This is a genomic window from Natronococcus jeotgali DSM 18795 (assembly GCF_000337695.1).
Taxonomy (GTDB): Archaea; Halobacteriota; Halobacteria; order Halobacteriales; family Natrialbaceae; genus Natronococcus; species Natronococcus jeotgali.
This window is the reverse complement of the sequence record NZ_AOIA01000126.1, coordinates 71,650-89,772: the sequence shown is the minus strand read 5'-3', so window position 1 is coordinate 89,772 and position 18,123 is coordinate 71,650. Positions and strand designations below refer to the sequence as shown.

The 18,123-nt window shown below is 51.2% G+C and carries 16 protein-coding genes and 3 pseudogenes; 2 read left to right on the top strand and 17 right to left on the bottom strand.

The window, feature by feature from the left end:
* Nucleotides 1–198: 198 nt before the first annotated feature.
* The 5 genes and pseudogenes from C492_RS23055 to C492_RS14460 all read right to left on the bottom strand — a co-directional run.
* Nucleotides 199–636: pseudogene (locus tag C492_RS23055) on the bottom strand (DDE-type integrase/transposase/recombinase); the annotation flags it as partial.
* A 16-nt stretch (nucleotides 637–652) separates the two neighbouring features.
* Nucleotides 653–1,117: an IS630 family transposase gene (locus C492_RS14465; RefSeq protein WP_008424847.1), complete on the bottom strand. Its 465-nt coding sequence runs from the start codon at nucleotides 1,115–1,117 to the stop codon at nucleotides 653–655.
* Between the two features lie 34 nt (nucleotides 1,118–1,151).
* Entirely contained in the window at nucleotides 1,152–1,376 is a 225-nt protein-coding gene (locus C492_RS23810) for a winged helix-turn-helix domain-containing protein (RefSeq protein WP_152424920.1), read from the bottom strand.
* A 12-nt stretch (nucleotides 1,377–1,388) separates the two neighbouring features.
* Nucleotides 1,389–1,541: a hypothetical protein gene (locus C492_RS25940; protein WP_394295477.1), complete on the bottom strand. Its 153-nt coding sequence runs from the start codon at nucleotides 1,539–1,541 to the stop codon at nucleotides 1,389–1,391.
* 116 nt (nucleotides 1,542–1,657) lie between these two features.
* Nucleotides 1,658–1,915, bottom strand: a pseudogene (locus tag C492_RS14460) (IS6 family transposase); the annotation flags it as partial.
* A 162-nt stretch (nucleotides 1,916–2,077) separates the two neighbouring features.
* Between C492_RS14460 and C492_RS14455 the strand changes: the two are divergent.
* Nucleotides 2,078–3,215, top strand: a pseudogene (locus tag C492_RS14455) (ISH3 family transposase).
* A gap of 620 nt (nucleotides 3,216–3,835) precedes the next feature.
* On the opposite strand, the gene C492_RS23800 reads toward C492_RS14455, so the two are convergent.
* From C492_RS23800 to C492_RS24255, 12 genes are all read right to left on the bottom strand, one after another.
* The gene (locus C492_RS23800) at nucleotides 3,836–5,140 is read right to left on the bottom strand and encodes a hypothetical protein (protein ID WP_152424919.1); all 1,305 of its coding nucleotides are present in this window, start codon (nucleotides 5,138–5,140) and stop codon (nucleotides 3,836–3,838) included.
* 742 nt (nucleotides 5,141–5,882) lie between these two features.
* Nucleotides 5,883–6,953 carry a non-hydrolyzing UDP-N-acetylglucosamine 2-epimerase gene (gene wecB / locus C492_RS14450; RefSeq protein WP_049893083.1) on the bottom strand — a complete coding sequence of 357 codons (1,071 nt, stop codon included), beginning with the start codon at nucleotides 6,951–6,953 and terminating at the stop codon, nucleotides 5,883–5,885.
* Between the two features lie 144 nt (nucleotides 6,954–7,097).
* Nucleotides 7,098–8,387: a carboxylate--amine ligase gene (locus C492_RS23795; protein ID WP_008424839.1), complete on the bottom strand. Its 1,290-nt coding sequence runs from the start codon at nucleotides 8,385–8,387 to the stop codon at nucleotides 7,098–7,100.
* A complete protein-coding gene (locus C492_RS23040; RefSeq protein ID WP_008424838.1) occupies nucleotides 8,384–9,427 on the bottom strand; it encodes a DUF354 domain-containing protein in 1,044 nt (347 codons plus the stop codon). Before C492_RS23040 ends, C492_RS23795 begins: the two co-directional genes overlap by 4 nt.
* Nucleotides 9,424–10,194 (bottom strand): hypothetical protein, encoded by a 771-nt coding sequence (locus C492_RS14445; protein WP_008424836.1) that lies wholly within the window; start codon nucleotides 10,192–10,194, stop codon nucleotides 9,424–9,426. The genes C492_RS23040 and C492_RS14445 overlap by 4 nt, the downstream gene beginning before the upstream one ends.
* Nucleotides 10,187–11,245, bottom strand: a complete 1,059-nt coding sequence (locus C492_RS14440) for a glycosyltransferase family 2 protein (protein ID WP_049893082.1) — start codon at nucleotides 11,243–11,245, stop codon at nucleotides 10,187–10,189. Before C492_RS14440 ends, C492_RS14445 begins: the two co-directional genes overlap by 8 nt.
* A 21-nt stretch (nucleotides 11,246–11,266) precedes the next feature.
* Nucleotides 11,267–12,652, bottom strand: coding sequence for a nucleotide sugar dehydrogenase (locus C492_RS14435; RefSeq protein ID WP_008424832.1), 1,386 nt, complete (start codon nucleotides 12,650–12,652; stop codon nucleotides 11,267–11,269).
* Nucleotides 12,645–13,631: a Gfo/Idh/MocA family protein gene (locus tag C492_RS14430; protein WP_008424831.1), complete on the bottom strand. Its 987-nt coding sequence runs from the start codon at nucleotides 13,629–13,631 to the stop codon at nucleotides 12,645–12,647. The genes C492_RS14435 and C492_RS14430 overlap by 8 nt, the downstream gene beginning before the upstream one ends.
* Nucleotides 13,621–14,694: a DegT/DnrJ/EryC1/StrS family aminotransferase gene (locus C492_RS14425; protein WP_008424830.1), complete on the bottom strand. Its 1,074-nt coding sequence runs from the start codon at nucleotides 14,692–14,694 to the stop codon at nucleotides 13,621–13,623. Before C492_RS14425 ends, C492_RS14430 begins: the two co-directional genes overlap by 11 nt.
* On the bottom strand, nucleotides 14,691–15,281 hold the full coding sequence (locus C492_RS23035; protein ID WP_008424829.1) for an acyltransferase: 591 nt from the start codon (nucleotides 15,279–15,281) through the stop codon (nucleotides 14,691–14,693). The genes C492_RS14425 and C492_RS23035 overlap by 4 nt, the downstream gene beginning before the upstream one ends.
* Nucleotides 15,282–15,591: 310 nt before the next feature.
* Nucleotides 15,592–16,686: a glycosyltransferase family 2 protein gene (locus C492_RS14415; RefSeq protein ID WP_008424828.1), complete on the bottom strand. Its 1,095-nt coding sequence runs from the start codon at nucleotides 16,684–16,686 to the stop codon at nucleotides 15,592–15,594.
* A 366-nt stretch (nucleotides 16,687–17,052) separates the two neighbouring features.
* The gene (locus C492_RS24255; protein WP_160166998.1) at nucleotides 17,053–17,190 is read right to left on the bottom strand and encodes a hypothetical protein; all 138 of its coding nucleotides are present in this window, start codon (nucleotides 17,188–17,190) and stop codon (nucleotides 17,053–17,055) included.
* 136 nt (nucleotides 17,191–17,326) lie between these two features.
* Here C492_RS24255 and C492_RS14410 point away from each other — a divergent pair, with 136 nt between their 5' ends.
* On the top strand, nucleotides 17,327–17,839 hold the full coding sequence (locus C492_RS14410) for a hypothetical protein (RefSeq protein WP_008424827.1): 513 nt from the start codon (nucleotides 17,327–17,329) through the stop codon (nucleotides 17,837–17,839).
* Nucleotides 17,840–18,123: the final 284 nt, after the last annotated feature.

Sequence of the window (18,123 nt, the reverse complement as noted above, 5' to 3'; positions counted from 1 at the left end):
CTTCACTTCTCCTCATCCGTGGATTCTATTTCCTGTTCACTCAGTTACTACACCGGCATTCGCTCTGTTCATCCATGGCTCAGCACAGTTCACGAAGCGACGTTCGGGAAGTACCGATTATCAACATCGAACCGCTCTGTGAACCACTGTAACCGTGACTCAGCATCTATTCAACAGAGCAGATGAAAGAGGCACTGTCTAGTTGAGCACCTCCTCGGCCGGTACTCGGTCATCGAGTGCTTGATTCGGCCGATCGTGGTTATAGTGGTGTCTGAAGCGTCTGAGCCAGCGACGTGCGCTAGCTGGACTGCCCCGCCAGAAGGAGTGAAAGCGGTCAATTCGCATTGAGACAGTCTGAAACAACTTTTCGATAGTGTTTCGGTCGCTGTAGTTGAGGTGACCGCTCAAATCGTGACGACTGAGGGCAGTCAGATAGCCGCCAGCATCGACGAGAAACTCTGTGTCGTCGATATCGTGTTTCTCGGTAAGCCGATGCAGAAACGCCGCCGCGGGATCGGTCCCGCGGCGGCTGTACACGTCGATTTCGAGCAGCAGCTTTGATTCTGTGTCGATCGCGGCGTACAACCACTTTTTCTCGTCGTCTACCTCGATCTGTGTCTCGTCGACCGCGACCCGCCGACGGCAGGAGTGATCAGCACAACCTTTGAAGATCTGAAAGGAACGTCTTGATCCAATCACTAGCGAAACTCAGCCGATGACTCAAGCGGAGAAATGTCTCGGTGAGGAACGCGCTGAAATGGTCTCGGTCCGCGAAGATCTCTGGTAAGATCTCGCATTTCAGGTCTTTCCACAGCGGTTCGATGGCGTTCAACGTTGGTGAATACGGCGGGATGAAGACGAACTCGATGTCGAGTTCGTCGGCCCGTTGTTGGGTGAGGTTTGCGTGATGAGAGCCGTAGTTGTCGGCCACGAGCAGAATCCGGTCGGACGGATTCTGCTCGCGGATCTCTTCGAGTGCCTCAACGATCGTCTCTTTGACCAACCGTTCTTTGAACGTGATCACGCTTTGGCCAGTGAGCGCGTAGAACCCGATCGACCGCCGAGGAAACGTTACCAGCGGCTTCTCGATTGTCACTGTCCGATCAAACGACCACATTCGCTGAGAATTGTCGAACGGCTGGGGCCACGCTTCATCGAAAGAATCCGAACACGACCGGTTCTTCTTCTTCCCGCTCCTCGGGGTCCTCGCCGAGCGCCTTGATCAGGCGCTCGGCGAGAATCTCTTCAGCATCGTCGGGTTGTCGTGGATCCATCGATCGCGGTTTGGCGTAGTTCATGCCTGCTTCTCGAAGTTTTCGGCTGAGGTGGGCCGGATAGTACGTGACGTTGTAACGATCTTCGATAAGCGCATGAATCTCCTTGGGAGTTCATGGTTGCTCCTCTTTGAGAACATCACAGAGTTCGTTCCACTGTTGGGGAGTGAGCTTCGGCGGCTGGCCGCCGCCGAAGCGTGGGCGGAGCCCCTTTACGCCACCATCATTCCACGCCAGTGCCCATCGACGCGTCGTGGATCGAGAGATCCCGACGCGTCGACCTGCTTGCTCACGCGTGTCTCCCTGATAGAGGTTCNAGACAGATGCTGCACCAACAAACCACGCTGACGGTTGTTCATCGAGAAAGATATGCTTCCAAAGGGGTCAACGCTTTCGCAGACCACTCGAGCCGTCGGCGGGTCGCTCTGCTCCTCTGATGGTTTGTGTGTCCAGTTCCAGATTGCCCCGTGAGAACGGTCAATGCCGAGTACTTCGAGCACTGAGACGGCCTCCCGAACAGACAATCCCATCGAATGCAGGCGCACCCCGAACACCCTGACGGGTGTCGGGGTGCGCTCGTTCTCCCAAACCTCATCACAATCCACGTCTAAGGTTTCTCTGAGCAGGTTGGCGAGTTGCATTGGACACTTCCCGCCACCACCTGCTCGTTCCTCAAACTCTCATCTAGACAGTGCCAAACAATGGGTAATTCCATTTGGATAATCAGTGCTTCACAAAGCTGGTTAGTTGAGACGTCTGCTTCCTGAAGTTGTGCCTAAGAACCCACACAAGCAGACGGGTCAATCCACGAGGACCAGCTCCTTAACTTCCTCGTCAACACAATTGACGAGGAAGTTTCCCTCGATCCGAGCGATAATGATCAAATCGATGCTGAAGACATTTACGAGGTCCTCATCGGCGCGTGCGCCGACGGGACCTCGGTCTCTACACTCTGTGAGGACAATAAAGACTCTCCTCACCAAAACACCGTTCTGTACCACCTCCGTGAGAAATTTGACCTCGAGTCGGTTGAACAAGTCGGGAACACGCTTCTTCAGAAGGACGTACTCACTGTACTTCCTGAGCAGGTGGAAGTCTGCGCAGACCTCCACCTGCGGCCCTATTACGGTGACGAAGATGACACAGACGGCCTCTATCACTCGGAAGCGAAACGTGGAACCACCGCGTTCCATGCCTATGCTACTCTCTACGCACGTGTACAGAACAAGCGCTATACGCTGGCGGTGCGCCGTCTCACCGACGGCGACACCGCCAGCAGCGCCCTCGCCGAGTTTCTCGGGATTCTCGACGGCCTTGACCTCAGCGTCAAGGCCGTCTATCTTGACCGTGAATTCTACGATAGCAAGTGTCTCACGCTGCTTCAGGCGCATAACCACGCCTACGTGATGCCGATCATCCGCTGGGGAAAGACGATCAAGCAGGAACTCTCGGAAGGCTGGAGCCGCGTCATCCAGCATAATCTGACGGCGAAACTCGACGGTCACAGCTGGACCGTCGAGTTTCCCGTCTATATCGACTGTACCTACCAAAACGGACGGTACGACGAACATGGAGTGGCGCGTCACGGCTACGCCGCTGACGCGCCGTTCATCGACTCACCACGCGACGCCCGATTACCACTACGCGAAACGCTTCGGTATCGAGGCGACGTACCGGCTCTCCGAGCAAAGTATCGCAACGACGACAACGCAAAGTCCGGTGGTCCGGCTGTTGTACGTCGTGGTGAGTCTGCTGTTACAGAACGTTTGGCGGTATCTGCATTGGGAGTACGTGGCGACGCCCCGCCGTGGCGGGCGTCGCCTCTGGTCCTGGTCGTTCAAGGAGTTCATCAAGATGGTATGCCGGACAGCATGGACGGCCCTCGCGGTGCGTCGGGCCGTCCCTGTAAATCGGCCACCGGACGATCGGTTCCACCGCTAACGCCCGACCGAGCCAGCCTCCCTGCAAGTGGCAACACCGTCGCGTCGGCGGCTGACCGCCGCCGACGGCGACGACTCTGCTCGATCTTCCGTCAGAACTTCCGTCAATCACTACCGATCAAGATGGAACTGCGGCTTCAGCCCAAGTGAGCAGGGATGCTTTGTGAGGTACTGATAATACGCTAAGTTCGTTGCTGAATGGGAAACATACCCATATACTACCACGAACCGTCTGATACAGACCGACTGATCGTTTGCTTTGATGAAATGAAAAAGAAAGAGTTTATCGAGCAAATGCGCCAGATGTCGATAATCGCTAACCGGATACAAACTGTATCCGGATGTTTTTCGGTAATTTCAACGTCTATAATTATTTACAAAACTAGAGTTTCATTTCACTCCACCGTACGGATCTGGCTCAATATAGCAAAACCGAAGAGCGACGCGGTCGAGCATCTCCTCGACCACGTCGCGGCCCTTCCGTTTGACGTCGCTGGTATTTTTGCCGATCGTGGGTTCTACGACGGAACGTCGAGCGAGCGACTGGATGCAGTCGCTAGTGATAGGTATCATAGAACCATTGGAACCTGTATCTGCACCCATCTTGTAGAACTATTAGTTCTAACTAAGAGTCGTATTTGTATTATAGACTGATTCACTCCAGATTTCAACATCTCCGTTCATATATACGACATTCTGTTCGTCCCTTTGTTGCGTATTAAATTTAGTGTAAACTAAACTATCACCCTGGTTTGATCGAACCTGTAAAGGTTTCTTTTTTGCCTCACCTGTTCTTATTATATTCATTGACTGGGTAGTTATCACATTACCATTGTTTGTTAATTGCATTTGATTACATCCCACATAGCCCTCGAGATCTTGCATATATCTACAGGAGATCTCATCGGCACCAACCTCCTTATTGGAATATGAATTATAATGATCATATGATCTAATTTCATTTTCGTTCAGATAGTAGGTATAGGAGGTCCGCTCGATCGTTGGATTATCAGCCGCAACAAACCCATTTGAAATTGCAAAGAATGTAACTAATACGAATATTATTAAGAAAAGCGACCTTATCGTCTTCTTATTTATCCTTTGGATTATGAAGTTAGCGGAGATAGCTGCACTAAAGGAGACAATTATTGGTAGATAGTGGCTAATCCGACCAAGATTAAAATTCCCTGGTGAAAAAGCACGAGATAGACCTGGGAAAGCAACTGGAATGAGAAGAACAGAGGCAATTATTAGCAGTTGTGAATGTGTGATATTTGTAATTGTTTCATTATTTTCATCACTGAGAGTTTTGGATACTATTATCCCACTAAGTAGAACTAGAAGAATATACGCAGTTAAATGAGAATAATTTATTAATTCTACCCAGGGTTCCTGAAATAGTTGTCCTGAAGATCCTGAATCGGATCCAGCAGTAAAAACACTAAGAAAGCTGGACGAAACAACAGTAACAATGTGCTCTGAATTAAATAGCCAGTATGACATAGTTACTATTGGAAATGCGATAAGTGGGAAGAAAGCCACATCCCTGTTAGCTATATAATAGAGTCCAAATATGAATGAGAAAATTAAAATAATAAATGGGGCTGAAGCAGCATGATAGAGAATTGTCGCTGACGATATAATCGAGAATAATATCAGTGACCGAAGGTTATAAAATATACACAGGAAGAGCAAATATATAAAAAATATAGATGTTACACTTCTGGGAATTGAATACATAGTGTAATACAGGAATTGCTGGTGTAGAGTGAGGAACACAACACCTAATATTGCTACCTTTTGGTTTCCGGTAATTCGTAAAACCAATGAATATCCCATAAATATCCCCGCTAACGAAATAATACCTGATAAAATAAACCCAATAGAATAATCAGATATATCCCATTGGAGAATATCTGCCGTCATCGTTGAGAAAATATACCAAAGTGGAAAATCCTGATAATTACCACTTATCGCGCTCAATGAACGCTCTGTGCTAAATAACTGCATATTTGATAAATGAGATAGTACGTCTTTATCACCAATGAATAGGGGATATTTCAAATTCACTCCCCAAGAAAGATTTAGAAATGAAAATATTATTTTCCCAAGTATTGTATATGTATGTATATCTGGAAGATAGTAGATATCCGCCAAAATAACCACATATAATATTGTTATAATGATGAAATAAGGTAGAGGTCGGACTTTATGTGTATATAAGTATATGATAGACATTGAATAAAGGAGCGCGAAGGTAATGTGACTAACTTTAGGAGGGACATTGAGATTTACGTTCGAAATATCAGAAGATCTAAAACCTAAAAATACAAGAGGAGAAAGAATGGAAGGTATTAACATTACTAATCCCATGATCGCTACGCTATCATACCCGGTATAAAAAAGAACGGTGAAAGAAATCATTCCAATAATTGGAAGACCATATACTAAGAAAAAGTATAGAACTCTCGCTGCACCCCTCAAAGTTTCATCGTTCCAGTGTATATATCGATTTTCTTCCATGTGTTATTTTTGTTCACTAAATTTTGGTGCGTTATACAAGATGCCAGTGACTAACTTGGTGAAACTGAACTATCGATGATTCTGCTATTGCAGGTAGCATACATCCAACACCACAAAGACTTCACTATGTTTTTTAGGCCAATCATCATTCATTAATCGAACTAACAAGAGTGTCAACGATTTTTATAGCGGCAGTACCATCTCCATATGGGTTCGGTTTTTCTTGAGGCTGGTGTCTTGTACGAAGTTCTTCTTGAATTCGTTCTTTGTCAGCACCGACAAGAACGTTCCAGCCACTTTCAACAGTTTCTATCCATTCAGTTTCATCACGCATCGTTATACATGGAGTATCTAAATAAAATGCTTCCTTTTGAACCCCACCGGAATCTGTTGCAACACATTCAGACTCATCAATTAATCTAACAAAGTCCAAATAACCCACCGGATCAATAATTTCAATTCCTGATTTTGCTTTTTCCCACATATCATAGCTACGGAGTTTATTTTCAGTCCGTGGGTGAATTGGTAAAACTACAGTAGAAGGAGAGTCTAAAAGAGCATTGATAATTGAGTTAAGTCGATCTGGATTGTCGGTGTTGGCAGCTCGATGTATGGTTGAAAGAATATATTCTTTACCTTCCAAATTCAGTCGGCTAAGTATCTCTGATTGTTCACTAGAAATATCCCGTGCCCAAAGGATTGAGTCGTACATGACATCGCCCACAACATGAACGTTTTCTGAAATACCTTCTTCCTTAAGTGTATTGGCAGAGGATTCACTGGGTGGAAACAGTATATCTGAGGCGTGATCTGTCAATATACGATTGATTTCTTCAGGCATTTCTCTATTATAACTTCGGAGACCAGCCTCTACATGTGCAACAAGTGAATCAATCTTTGAGGCTGTAATAGCTCCAGCAAGTGTTGAGTTTGTATCTCCATAAATTAATATGATATCTGGATCTTCTAGCTTAATAACTGATTCTATCTCTTTTATCATCGCAGCGGTTTGTTGTCCATGTGTATCTGACCCGATGCCTAAATTGTAGTCCGGTTCTGGAATTCCGAGCTCTTCGAAGAAAACATCTGAAAGCTCTTCGTCATAGTGCTGACCAGTATGGACAAGAATTTCCTCGTGATTAGTTCGAAGCTTTCGCGAGACGGCAAACGCTTTGATAAATTGTGGTCTCGCACCAACTATAGAAACAACTGAGATCTTGGATCCATTCGGTGTTTCACTCATTATCCGTTACTTCTATGTAACACGTACAAAACAGTTATCATGTCGATTTGTAGCCTGAATCGTATATCCTTGATTAGATCGGTCTACTAATGTTTGTTAAGAGTTGTTTCCTTCCAATTATTGATGATCCGTGACATTTTCCTTCATAGAGATAAATAATCGGCGGATTACTAATAGGAGCGCATAGCATGTTGGAAACAGGTCGTCACGGGCGAGTTCGGAGATTACTAGCCTCTCGGTATTAATAGATTTCCACCAGGATATCGGATCAGTTGCCCATTCCTGATGGGATCGGCGGTAGAAATACAGAGAATTGAGTACATCTTCGAATACTTTTGCCCAAATAACAGTCCCATCTTCTACTGAACTCCTAGTGAATTCAATCTGCTCAATTTCCGCTAAGTCTGCATATGCCATCCACGGCAGACTTACTCCACATGCAGGAGTTATTCCTATCCAGGACCAACTTCGAGGATTAATCTCAATGAGATAGTATTCCCCTGTCTTTTCATCACGCTTGAATTCAAACTCTGCAATACCGTGATAATTTAATTCAGCACAGATCGATTCAGCAGTATCAATGAGGTGATCAGGAACGGACTCTGCCTGTCCAACCTTACAATCTCCGACATCTGGCGGATAACCACGAACTTTTCGACCTGTAAATAGCCCCTTGATTTCTCCTTCGTTTGCATACACGCCGACAGTGTACATTTGATCGGACATTCCGCGAACGTACTCTTGAACCACAAAGTGCTCAAGTACTTCACTATATTCGGCTGCAAACTGATTTAGTTCTGATCTAGATTCAAGTACTTTGAGACGAATTTCAGAAAGCGCCTCGATTGTGTTTTTTTCTGCTTTAGATAACTCCTTCCCATTTTCGCTCCCAAACAGCTTATTATATAACAAGGCGACTTTCGAATCGAACATCATATCGGGAACGCCGGTTGCGTCACTCGGTTTTGCTGCAACCGGAAACGCGTCGTCTGGAATCTCATCAATATTGTTCCCTTCCCAGCTTCTTGGAACCGGATGGCCTTGTTCAACTCCCCATTCGCCGAACGAGTCCTTATTTAGGAGCAGTTCAACTGTCTGAGCATCTGCGACACACGGGTGATAATGCTGCTCCAACCGCTCACGGTGCCGTGCAACAGCTGCTGCCCAATGATCATTCGTCGGAATTAATACTGGAGTATCGTCAAATTCAGGGGCGATCTCAAGAAGATACTCAATAAACCCCTCTTCATCCATTGTCGGGTTTGGACATGAATGATATGTTGCGTATGTGCTTGTTGTTCCGATGTTCCGAAAACTATCTAATGCATGAACATCGACTCCACGTCGCCCTAGTTCTTGAATAATACTGAGACCATTGTATGCACAGTTGAAAACAATAGCAGTCATGTTGTTCCTCCTTTCTTCAGAAAGAGATCTATCATATCTTTCGTCACGTCGGTTTTTTCTGTTGTGAGTCGTTCTCTTCGTTGTTCCCATTCATCCTGCAGATCGTCCTGAGCTACCAATTCCATTATTTTGTCAAAGGCAACTTTCTCATCAGAAAACGAATACAAAAGGCAATATTCTTCTTCAAGTTCGATAAAGTTGCTCAAGTCATCGCCGTTAGCAAACGAATTCGAACGAATTGCTGGCGTTCCGAGAAGAGCTGCTTCAGTTGCCATCGTCTGTGAATCACCAATATAGAGATTCGCGAACGCTAGCAGATGGTGAATGTGATGTGGCGGCAACGGAAGACGATACTGTTCGAATTCTGAATCTAACTGTTGTTCACTGGTGATATAGACGGTTCCTTCTTGATCAAGAGTTGAAACGATCTGACGCTTCATTGTTGGAGAAAAACCGTGATGGCCCTCATCATGATGAGCGTCCATTGATACGAATCGTAGAACAAAGTACTGTTCATCGGGATCAATTCCGTACTCCTTGAGCAGTTGTGAGTCTGGTTGGAACCAGTCTGGATGAAGATACGCTAATTCCTGAAAGCCATCGACACGATGTTCTATATCACCTAGGTTAATATCAAAGTTTGAGGGTATATACATAACATCAACAAGTGGGTGAGTGATCTTGGATATCGAGGTGAGGTAGTCACTATCTTTAAACATAATCGCCTCCGCTCCAGAGAGTTTAGCAGCGTAAACGGAGACTGGGTTTATTCGTCCAGCAACTATATCTGGATCGAACTGTCGAGCGACATTCGTAAGTCTTATGATTCTTTTTCCAGTTTCTGTTATTAATCCAATTCTGCCTGATTGCTTTCCGCTTAAGGTCATGTGATCTAAGTTGTAAGAATCAAGAAGATTGACAGTTACTTCTTTATCACGTGAGGTGATCAACACTTCATGTCCTAATTCCTCTAGCCTCCAAATTGAATTTTTAAAAAGATGAACGTGTGACGGATGATATAAATCAAATAGTATTCTCATCGTAGTAGTGTAAGTACCGTCTTTCCGACATTCGTTGTTGTGTCTTTTGCTAGTTCAGCCATATATTCGGATTTTGTCGCTGCCCACCGATTTGGGTGAGAAAGTAAGCAGAGACGGTGTATTTCCCCATCATTTATAATCCGAATTAATTCATTTGTATCCTCTACCTGTATATTTTTTTGGCTCTCTCCAACTGGGTGATCTTTGACTTTGAGATCTCCATCAACCCAAGTTCGCCCAGTATCGGAAAAGTATGTTACATCGACAAAATCCATCGAAATATATGCTTCACCGAGAAGTCCGTACTCGGAGGGGGATCGATTGGCCCACATATCGCGGTTGTCATATCTTGTCAATGGATTCCCATGCATGCAGACTGTATCGATATTTGCAATTGCCCGCATCCGTGCGAGTTCTGCTTCAAATGATTGGTGAGCCAGATCTACATCACCGTCTGCTCGATCCATATCCTCGTAGTGGTATCCGATTTCGTGACCCAGCTTTTCAATCTCTGGAATGAGATCTAGCCGAAATGTCTTCTCGATCGTTCGGAAATAATACGTACTCGAGATTCCGTTTCTGGCCTCAATTTGGGCCATTGCCAGCGCATTTTCGGGTTTCCGATCTACGTCGTGACGGTGAATGATGAACTTCTCCGGTAACTTCTTTCGCCCGATATACTCACGGACAGTAAGGTGTTCGTAGCCTGCCTCCAGGCTTGCTTGTAGCAGTTCCTCGTAAATCTCGAATGTGAAGTCTCTACTCACGGATCTGAACCTCCTGATTCTCGTTAACTTGCATGTCGAATAGCATAGCAAACATTATGAACATACTACCCATCGTGAACAGGATCATACTCGAGGACGCCCGTACGAACAGGGGATCTCCGTAGACGATCCCCGTATAAATCGCCCACAGTCCGCCGAGCAACCCAATTCCAGCCGTTCCTGCCCCTAAGACGTAAAACAGTGCCAATGGATGGAAGTCTAGCACCAGGTACTTCGTTTTCAGCCGCCAAAGGAAATTTCGGAGCAACATCCCCGACACCCGTTGAATGTACGTCGAGTACTTAATGCTCGACTCCTCGTTCCCGTACACGGCTGGCATCGCGACGTCGGCAACACGCATTCCCTTCGCGTTTAGTCTAACGAGGAGATCGTTACAGTAGCCGTAGTACTCGTACATGTTATTGATACCAACGTTGTCGAGCGCGTAGTACGAAATCGCGGCGTACCCGTTCTGCGGGTCCATCGTCTTCCAGTACCCGCTTGAAATCTTCGTCAGGAACGTCAGGATCGAGTTGCCGAAGAATCGCCACTTCGACATCCCCTCGCGGAACTCCTTGTACAGCAGCCGATTCCCTTTCGTGTAATCGGCCTTGTCATCGACGATCGGATCCAGAAACTTGTACAGGATATCCGGATCCATCTGGCCGTCACCGCCCATAACGGCGGTGATATCCATCTTGTCCTCGAGCGCTCGCTTGTAGCCGGTCTTGATCGCGCCACCGACGCCACGATTTTCCTCGTGCTGAATCGGAGCGATCCGTTGATCGAACCCAGACGCCGCTACACCACCATCGGTTGCGATTTCCGGAGCGGCGGCTTCCACGTCAGCCTCGTCGTAGTGAACGGATGTCGTCTCCGCGTTCACTCGCTCGGCGACTTGAGTAATCTCCTCCCAGGTTCCGTCTGTCGACTGATCGTCGACAACGTACACGCGATCGACGTACTCCGGCATTGTCTCAATCACGTTTCCAACGAATCCTTCTTCATTGTACGCTGGAACGACAACACCGATCGTGTGTTCCCGATACATCATCTCACCTCCGTCTGTTGATTACTCACTATATCCACCACCGATCGTGTACTTACACAACTCAAGATCGTCTTCAAGCGTTTGACGACCATCAATCACAACCGAGAGGCTATTATAGTTTCGATGAATGTCGTCCCAGTTAATATCGCCAAAGTCCTCGTGTGGCGTTACTAGAATCAGTGCATCGACCGGGAACTCATCGAGATCCGAGAGGGGTACCTGCTCGAGTGCGAACTCCTCGACCGAATCGAGCATCGGATCGACGCCGTAGACGTCCGCACCCGATGCGTCGAGCAGCTCGGAGATGGCGATCGACGGAGAGGCTCGAATCTCCTCAACCCCCGGGCGATACGTCAGTCCGAGTATCGCGACTGTCGAGTCCTCGAGAGACTTTCCGTCAGCCTGCAATCCCTCTCGGACCTTTTCGACGGTGAACTCGGGCATCAAGTCATTCACATCGCGAGCCGTTTCGAGCAGTGGAGACTCCGTTTCGAAGGGCTTGATGAGGAAGTACGGGTAGTACGGGATGCAGTGACCGCCGACACCTGGTCCTGGATCGTGAATGTCACAGAACGGCTGGGTGTTCGCTGTTTCGATCGCCTCGTTGACATCGATCCCCAGTTCGTTGGTAAACGTCGCCAGTTCGTTCGCCAGCGCGATGTTGACGTCGCGGTATAGTCCTTCGAAGACTTTGACTGCCTCCGCCGTCGTCGCGTCCGAGACTGGCAATACGCCCTGCTCGTTGATCTGTTCATAGATCAGCGACGCTGCACGCGTGCTTTCGTTGTCGACGCCGCCGACGACCTTCGGATACGCACCGCGGATGTCCTCGAGTGCACGGCCGCTCGAGGTGCGTTCAGGACAGAACGCCAGTCCGAAGTCGCCGAGGGAGAGTCCCGAGGCGTCCTCGAGGGCTGGCAGCACTCGCTTCTCGGTCGTCTGTGGTGGAACCGTACATTCGACGATCACCAGATCGCCCGGATCGAGACCGTTCCCGATATCCTCGACGACGGTATCCAGGATCGCGAGATCCGGTTCTTTCTCGTCGGTGATCGGCGTCGGGACGATAATAACGTGCACCGAAGCGTCGTCGGCTGCATTGCGTGGCTCGGTCGTTGCCTGTAACGCCTGTTCGTCGACTAGATCGTCAACTAACTCGGGAAGCCCGGGTTCGCGCTTGACGTGACAGTTTCCGTTGTTGATCGTCTCGACGACATCGGGATCGACGTCTGCACCGGTAATGTTCCCACTCGTCTCGGCGAACACCGATGCCAGTGGAAGGCCCATCTTTCCGAGCCCGTAAACCGCAACGGGGATCTCGCTACTGCGGAACGCATGGCTCTGTGCCTCAGAACTGGCTGTGGAGTCGTACAGTGCTTCGACTGATGCGATATCAGTATCAGTCATCCGCGCTCACCATCCGTTCACGCTCGTTCAACGCTGTTGTCTCGATCGCTTCCGCAACCTCGAGGGCATTAATACCGTCCTCGACCGTGACGTCCGGAATGCCGTTTCCGCTGACCGTTTCAACAAATGATTCGAGTTCCCGACGCAGCGGTTCGGCGTTACGGATTGTCGGCCGCTCGACGATACTCTCGTGTTTGAATCGAACGTCGCCGTTTTCCTCGATGTATTCAGGAATCGAACTTCGGTGAATCTCGAGAGACTGGTCGATATAGTCGAGTTCGATGAAACACTCCTCGGCGGTGATCTCGAGAGTCCGAACCTTCTGCTGCGTCTTTCGGCTGGCCGTCAGCGAGGCCATGACGTTGTCTTCGAACTCGAGCAGCGCCGAGGCGTGGCGGTTCTCGTCAACGCCAGCGCTTTGAACACGAATCGGTGTCTGACCTAATACCGAGAGCACGACGTCGATATCGTGGATCATCAGATCGAGCACGGCACTGTCCTCGATCGTCCGTTCGGGTTCGGGACCCAGTCGCTGAGACCGAATGCTGACAATGGAGAGATCATCGACGATCTCCTCAAGTTGTGTGACAGCCGGATTGAAGCGCTCGATGTGACCAACCTGCGCGGGAACGTTAGCGTGTTCCACGCGTGACCGGAGGTCCGCACTTTGATCGAGATCCTCGAGCACCGGTTTCTCGATCAGGATTCCGACGTTGGCGTCGAGACACTGCGTCGCCAAGTCGTAGTGGTACTCGGTTGGAACGACGATCGAAACAGCATCGACGTTCTCGAGCAGTTCGTCCAACGGTAGTGCCGAAACACCGTGATCGGCAGCCACCTCGGCTGCTCGTTCGTCGTCGGCGTCGAAGAGGCCGACGAGATTCGCTTCGGGGAGTTCGTTGTAGACGCGGGCGTGGTGTTGGCCCATTGAGCCAACACCGATAACGCCGACGTCGATCTGGTTGTGTTCAGTTGGCATAGCTCTCGATAACTTCGATTATTTGATCTATCTGTTCTGCGGTAACGTTTGGATGCACAGGGAGGGAAAGAACCTCCGTAGCTGCCGTTTCGGCCTCTGGTGCGTTCGTCTCGAGTCCAGCGTACGCAGGCTGGTTGTGGACGCAGGTCGGGTAGTAGACGCCCACGCCGATATCGTACTCATCGAGGACGTCGATTAGTTCGTCCCGAGCTGTCGTCCGAACAGTGTACTGGTGATAGACGTGTTTCGTATGGTCGGGCTCAATTGGAGTCAGCAGTGGTGTCTCCACCAGTCCGTCCGTGAGCCGAGCCGCGTTTGCGCGCCGGGCTTCGATAAACTCGGGTAGCCGTTCGAGCTGTGTCTGCCCGATCGCTGCGGCCATCGAGGTCATCCGAAAGTTGTGGCCGACGCTCTCGTGATCGTACGTATCGGAACGGCCGTGGTTGATGAACTGCGCGGCGTTGTCGGCGACTTCCTCACGGTCCGTGACGATCATCCCACCTTCTCCGGTGGTCATGTTCTTCGTCGGATAGAACGAGAAACAGCCGACATCACCGATCGCACCGACACGGTCCCCGTGGTAGGTCGCGCCGTGTGCCTGGGCTGCGTCCTCGATCAGCGGGACGTTGAGGTTGGCGGCGAGGTCGCCGAGTGCACCGAGTTCGGCCGGGAGACCGTACAAGTGGACGGCAATGATTGCGTCAACCGACTCTTCTCGTGCGACTTTTCGTGCGGCTTCGGGATCGAGATTGTACGTGTCGGGATCGATATCGGCGAAGACGGGCTCCGCGCCAGCCAGTCGGATCGCGTTTGCCGTCGCGATAAACGTGAACGGGGTGGTTAGTACGCGATCGCCTGCCCCAATATTGAGCGCTTCGAGGGCTGCGTGGAGAGCTGTGGTTCCGTTGGACGTTGCAACCCCATGTTCGGCACCACAGTAGTCGGCGAACGAGTCTTCGAACTCGCGGACTTGCGGACCGTCCGCGAGCATCCCGCTGTCGAGGACGTCCTCGACACGGGACTTTGCATCCGTACTGAGTTCTGGATTTGCAATCGGAATCATTCGTTGAGTGTGTTTGCTCCGCTGATCGGATCCGGCAACTCGGCATGTTCTGCTGGGGCACCGACTGCCAGCGTCTCCGGTGGAACATCATCGGTCACGACGGCACCGGCTGCGACAAATGCCCCTTCTCCGACGGAGACTCCGGGAAGGACCGTCGCGTTCGCGCCGATCGAAACACCGTCCTCGAGAGTCGGTCCAACCAAGTCCTCGTCCTGGCGAACAGGGTACGGATCGTTCGTCAACACGGCATTGGGGCCACAGAAGACGTTGTCCCCGATCTCGGTATGTGATGGAACATAAACACCAGTCTGGAGGCTGACGTGCGATCCGATCGTCGATCGACCGTCGATAACCGTTTGCGTTCCAACGAGCACGTCGTTGCCAATATCCGTTAGTTCGCGGACAACTGCGTGATGACCGGTAGAGAATCCGTCACCAATTACAACATCATCGTAGATGATAGTTCCTGCTCGTACCGTCGAATTGTCGCCGAGCGTTGGCGGACTTGTATCGTCGCTATATGCGTTTCCAACCGTTGCCTCTACCGCAATCTCACAGTTCTCACCGAGTGTAGCTTCTGTTTCCATTCGTTGATCCTTTTGAACCTACCAGCTGCCGGATAGTCGACTCGAAAAGACGTTCAATCGACTACAGTAAATAGTTGTCGGAAGAAATTAAAATAACGTTCTGCCTATTTTTTCTGTAAAAATCTCTCCTGTATAGGTAGTGAATATATATTCTTATTCAGTCTTAGTCTATATGGGATTTCCATACAATATCCTCAAATTATATGGTGTCAATTTACTACCACTAATCCGATTAGGTAATAATTAATATGGATTAAAACGCCTGTCTTCATACTGGATATTGGTTTCGACAAGTCCGAAAAACCGTCGTCTAGACGATCTGTAACTCTCGGTCCTCGCTCTCCTGCATGTCGTAGATCATCGCGAGTAACAAGAAGAAGACGCCGATCGAAAACAGTGCGAGGCTGGCAACACCGTTAGCAAACAGCGAGGTGCCCTGTATGATTGCGGCATACAGTGTCCACAGGCCCGCGAGAACACCGATACCGGAGAGTCCGGCGCCGAAGAAATACAGCAGGGCCAGCGGGTGGAAGTCGGTCACGAGGTACTTGCTCGTCAGCCGCCAGAGGAAGTTCCGAAGCAACATCCCCGAAACCTTTCGGATGAAGGTGGTATACTCGATCGAGGACTCTTCCTCGCCGTACTTGGCGGGCATCGCGACGTCGGCGACGCGCATCCCCCGGACGTTGAGCTTCACTAATAGGTCGTTACAGTAGCCGTAGTACTCGTACAGCCGGTCGAGCTCGACGGCCTCGAGCGCGTCGCTCGAGATCGCGGTGTACCCGTTCTGGGGGTCCATCGTCTTCCAGTACCCCGAGGAGACCTTCGTCAGGACGGTCAGCATCGCGTTCCCGAACAGGCGGAACGACGGCATCTCCTCGCGGTACTCGCGGGACAGCAGCCGATTTGCCTTCGCGTAGTCGGCCTCGTCCTCGACGATGGGATCCAGCAATCGCGGCATCTGCGAGAGATCCATCTGGCCGTCGCCGTCCACCGTGACAGTGATGTCGACGCCGTCATCGTTGGCGGCCAGGTAGCCCGTCTTGATCGCCCCGCCGGCGCCGAGGTTCTCGCGGTGCTCAATCGGGAGCACACGCCCGACGAAGTCGTGGACGCTCGCGCGCTCGGCGAGCGCTCCGCCACCGTCGGTTTGGATGTCGTCGTCGTCGGTCCGGACCTCCTGTGCGTACTCGAGCGACTGGCCGCTGGCGTCGACGAACGCCTCGCTGACGCCGCCGTCCTCGCGGGCGGCCTCGAGCACCTCCTCCCAGGTGCCGTCGCTCGAGCAGTCGTCGACCACGAACATGCGATCGACGTAGCCGGGCATCTCCCGGATGACCGATCCGATGAGCCCCTCCTCGTTGTACGCGGGGATGACGACCCCGACGGTGTGGTCTCGGTACATAGGTTCCTGTGTGTCGCCGCGGATCGCGCGAGCCGCGTTCGAAGCGGGTGCGAACGTCGGCGACCTCCGGCGCCGCGTGCCGACTCGCTTCCTCGACCGCCCGACGATGTCCACCTCCCGGCGAGACGGCGACCGACGTACGGTGACTATCAACTACGTCGAAGCCGGGGGTAGAAATTTTTTTTGATCGGTGAGGTGCTGAAAGTCACAAAATCGGACTAATTTCGAACAACGGATCGACCACGCCCAGCAGATCGAATCGCCGTCCCCCCGCGAAAACCCCCCGTCTCACTCCCCTCGAGCACGGGCCCCGGGGACGGTCGCATCGAACCCGTGGTTCTCGAGCAGCCCTGCAACGGCCTCGGATCACGCGGTTCGGGTGGCGAGGTCGGTGCCGTGGCGGGTGACCTCGACCGGGTAGCCGGCGCGCTCGAGCCGCGAGACGTCCGCGTCGTCGACGAGCACCAGGTTCCCGTCCGTCTCGTCCTCGTCGTATGCGGCCACCTTGCCGTCGTAGGCGTCCTCGACCCGCGCGACGAACTATTACGCGACACATACCTCAGTATTTCTTACATTCTAATCCATTAAATGATGTACATGTAGAAACCCATTAATGGATGAATAAATGTCATTTTCAGACATGGACAGACGAAAGGTCCTCGTTGGTGGTGCCAGTGCGCTCACGACGCTCGTCGCCGGCTACGTCGGCGATCTCCAGTCGAAACCCAGTGCGGGACGCGGCGCGAGCGACGGTCATCCCGGAAACGCGAACCCCGGAACGGGAGGCGACGGCCCGAACGGCGTCCCCGGTTTCGTGCCCGAGAAGGTCGAACTCGAGAGCGTCGATGTCCACATCGAGGAGTTCCAGCGCCGCGGTCGAACGCTGACGGTCGAGCTCGCCACGACGACGAGGGACCTGGTCCAGCTCCGTGACGAACTCGAGGAACTCCCGCCCGCGCTCGAGGACGGGATCGAGGACGCCGAGGGGTTCTTCAGCCGGATCGAGACGGTCGAGACCACGCTCGCACACGTGTCCGGAGTGAAACTCGCCACCGCCCAGCTCGAGGGTGACACGCTGCGCGAGTACGCCGACGGCGAACTGACCGAAGCGGAGCTGATCGCGGCGTCTCGCCACCGAATCGACCTGGTGTAGTCGCCGAGCCAGCGGTTTCGACTGCGCGACGAACGGCCAGCGGACGCCGTCGTGTTCGCGCTAGGGTCCCACCGCTCGAGGGCGCTACCGTTGCGGACGAGGACGGACTCGCCTAACCACGACTCGGAGGGTATGGGACGAACGCAGCAACGACTGGCAGTATCACCGCTCACTCATCAAGTCACGAATCCGCCTTTCGAACAAGCCATCGAGTGCGCTCCAGAGTATTTCTGTGGGGACGTCCTTCTCGAAGCTTGCAGGCTCGTGTTGACTGTGATCGGCTC

Excerpts from the sequence above, each read along its gene's own strand:
- C492_RS14415 (WP_008424828.1), bottom strand. The coding sequence starts at position 16,686 with ATGTACCGAGACCACACCGTCGGGGTCGTCATCCCCGCGTACAACGAG.
- C492_RS14430 (WP_008424831.1), bottom strand. The coding sequence starts at position 13,631 with ATGCCAACTGAACACAACCAGATCGACGTCGGCGTTATCGGTGTTGGC.
- C492_RS14425 (WP_008424830.1), bottom strand. The coding sequence starts at position 14,694 with ATGATTCCGATTGCAAATCCAGAACTCAGTACGGATGCAAAGTCCCGT.
- C492_RS23035 (WP_008424829.1), bottom strand. The coding sequence starts at position 15,281 with ATGGAAACAGAAGCTACACTCGGTGAGAACTGTGAGATTGCGGTAGAG.
- C492_RS23795 (WP_008424839.1), bottom strand. The coding sequence starts at position 8,387 with ATGACTGCTATTGTTTTCAACTGTGCATACAATGGTCTCAGTATTATT.
- C492_RS23800 (WP_152424919.1), bottom strand. The coding sequence starts at position 5,140 with ATGACGGCAGATATTCTCCAATGGGATATATCTGATTATTCTATTGGG.
- C492_RS14410 (WP_008424827.1), top strand. The coding sequence starts at position 17,327 with ATGGACAGACGAAAGGTCCTCGTTGGTGGTGCCAGTGCGCTCACGACG.
- C492_RS14465 (WP_008424847.1), bottom strand. The coding sequence starts at position 1,117 with ATGTGGTCGTTTGATCGGACAGTGACAATCGAGAAGCCGCTGGTAACG.
- C492_RS23040 (WP_008424838.1), bottom strand. The coding sequence starts at position 9,427 with ATGAGAATACTATTTGATTTATATCATCCGTCACACGTTCATCTTTTT.
- C492_RS14440 (WP_049893082.1), bottom strand. The coding sequence starts at position 11,245 with ATGTATCGGGAACACACGATCGGTGTTGTCGTTCCAGCGTACAATGAA.
- C492_RS14435 (WP_008424832.1), bottom strand. The coding sequence starts at position 12,652 with ATGACTGATACTGATATCGCATCAGTCGAAGCACTGTACGACTCCACA.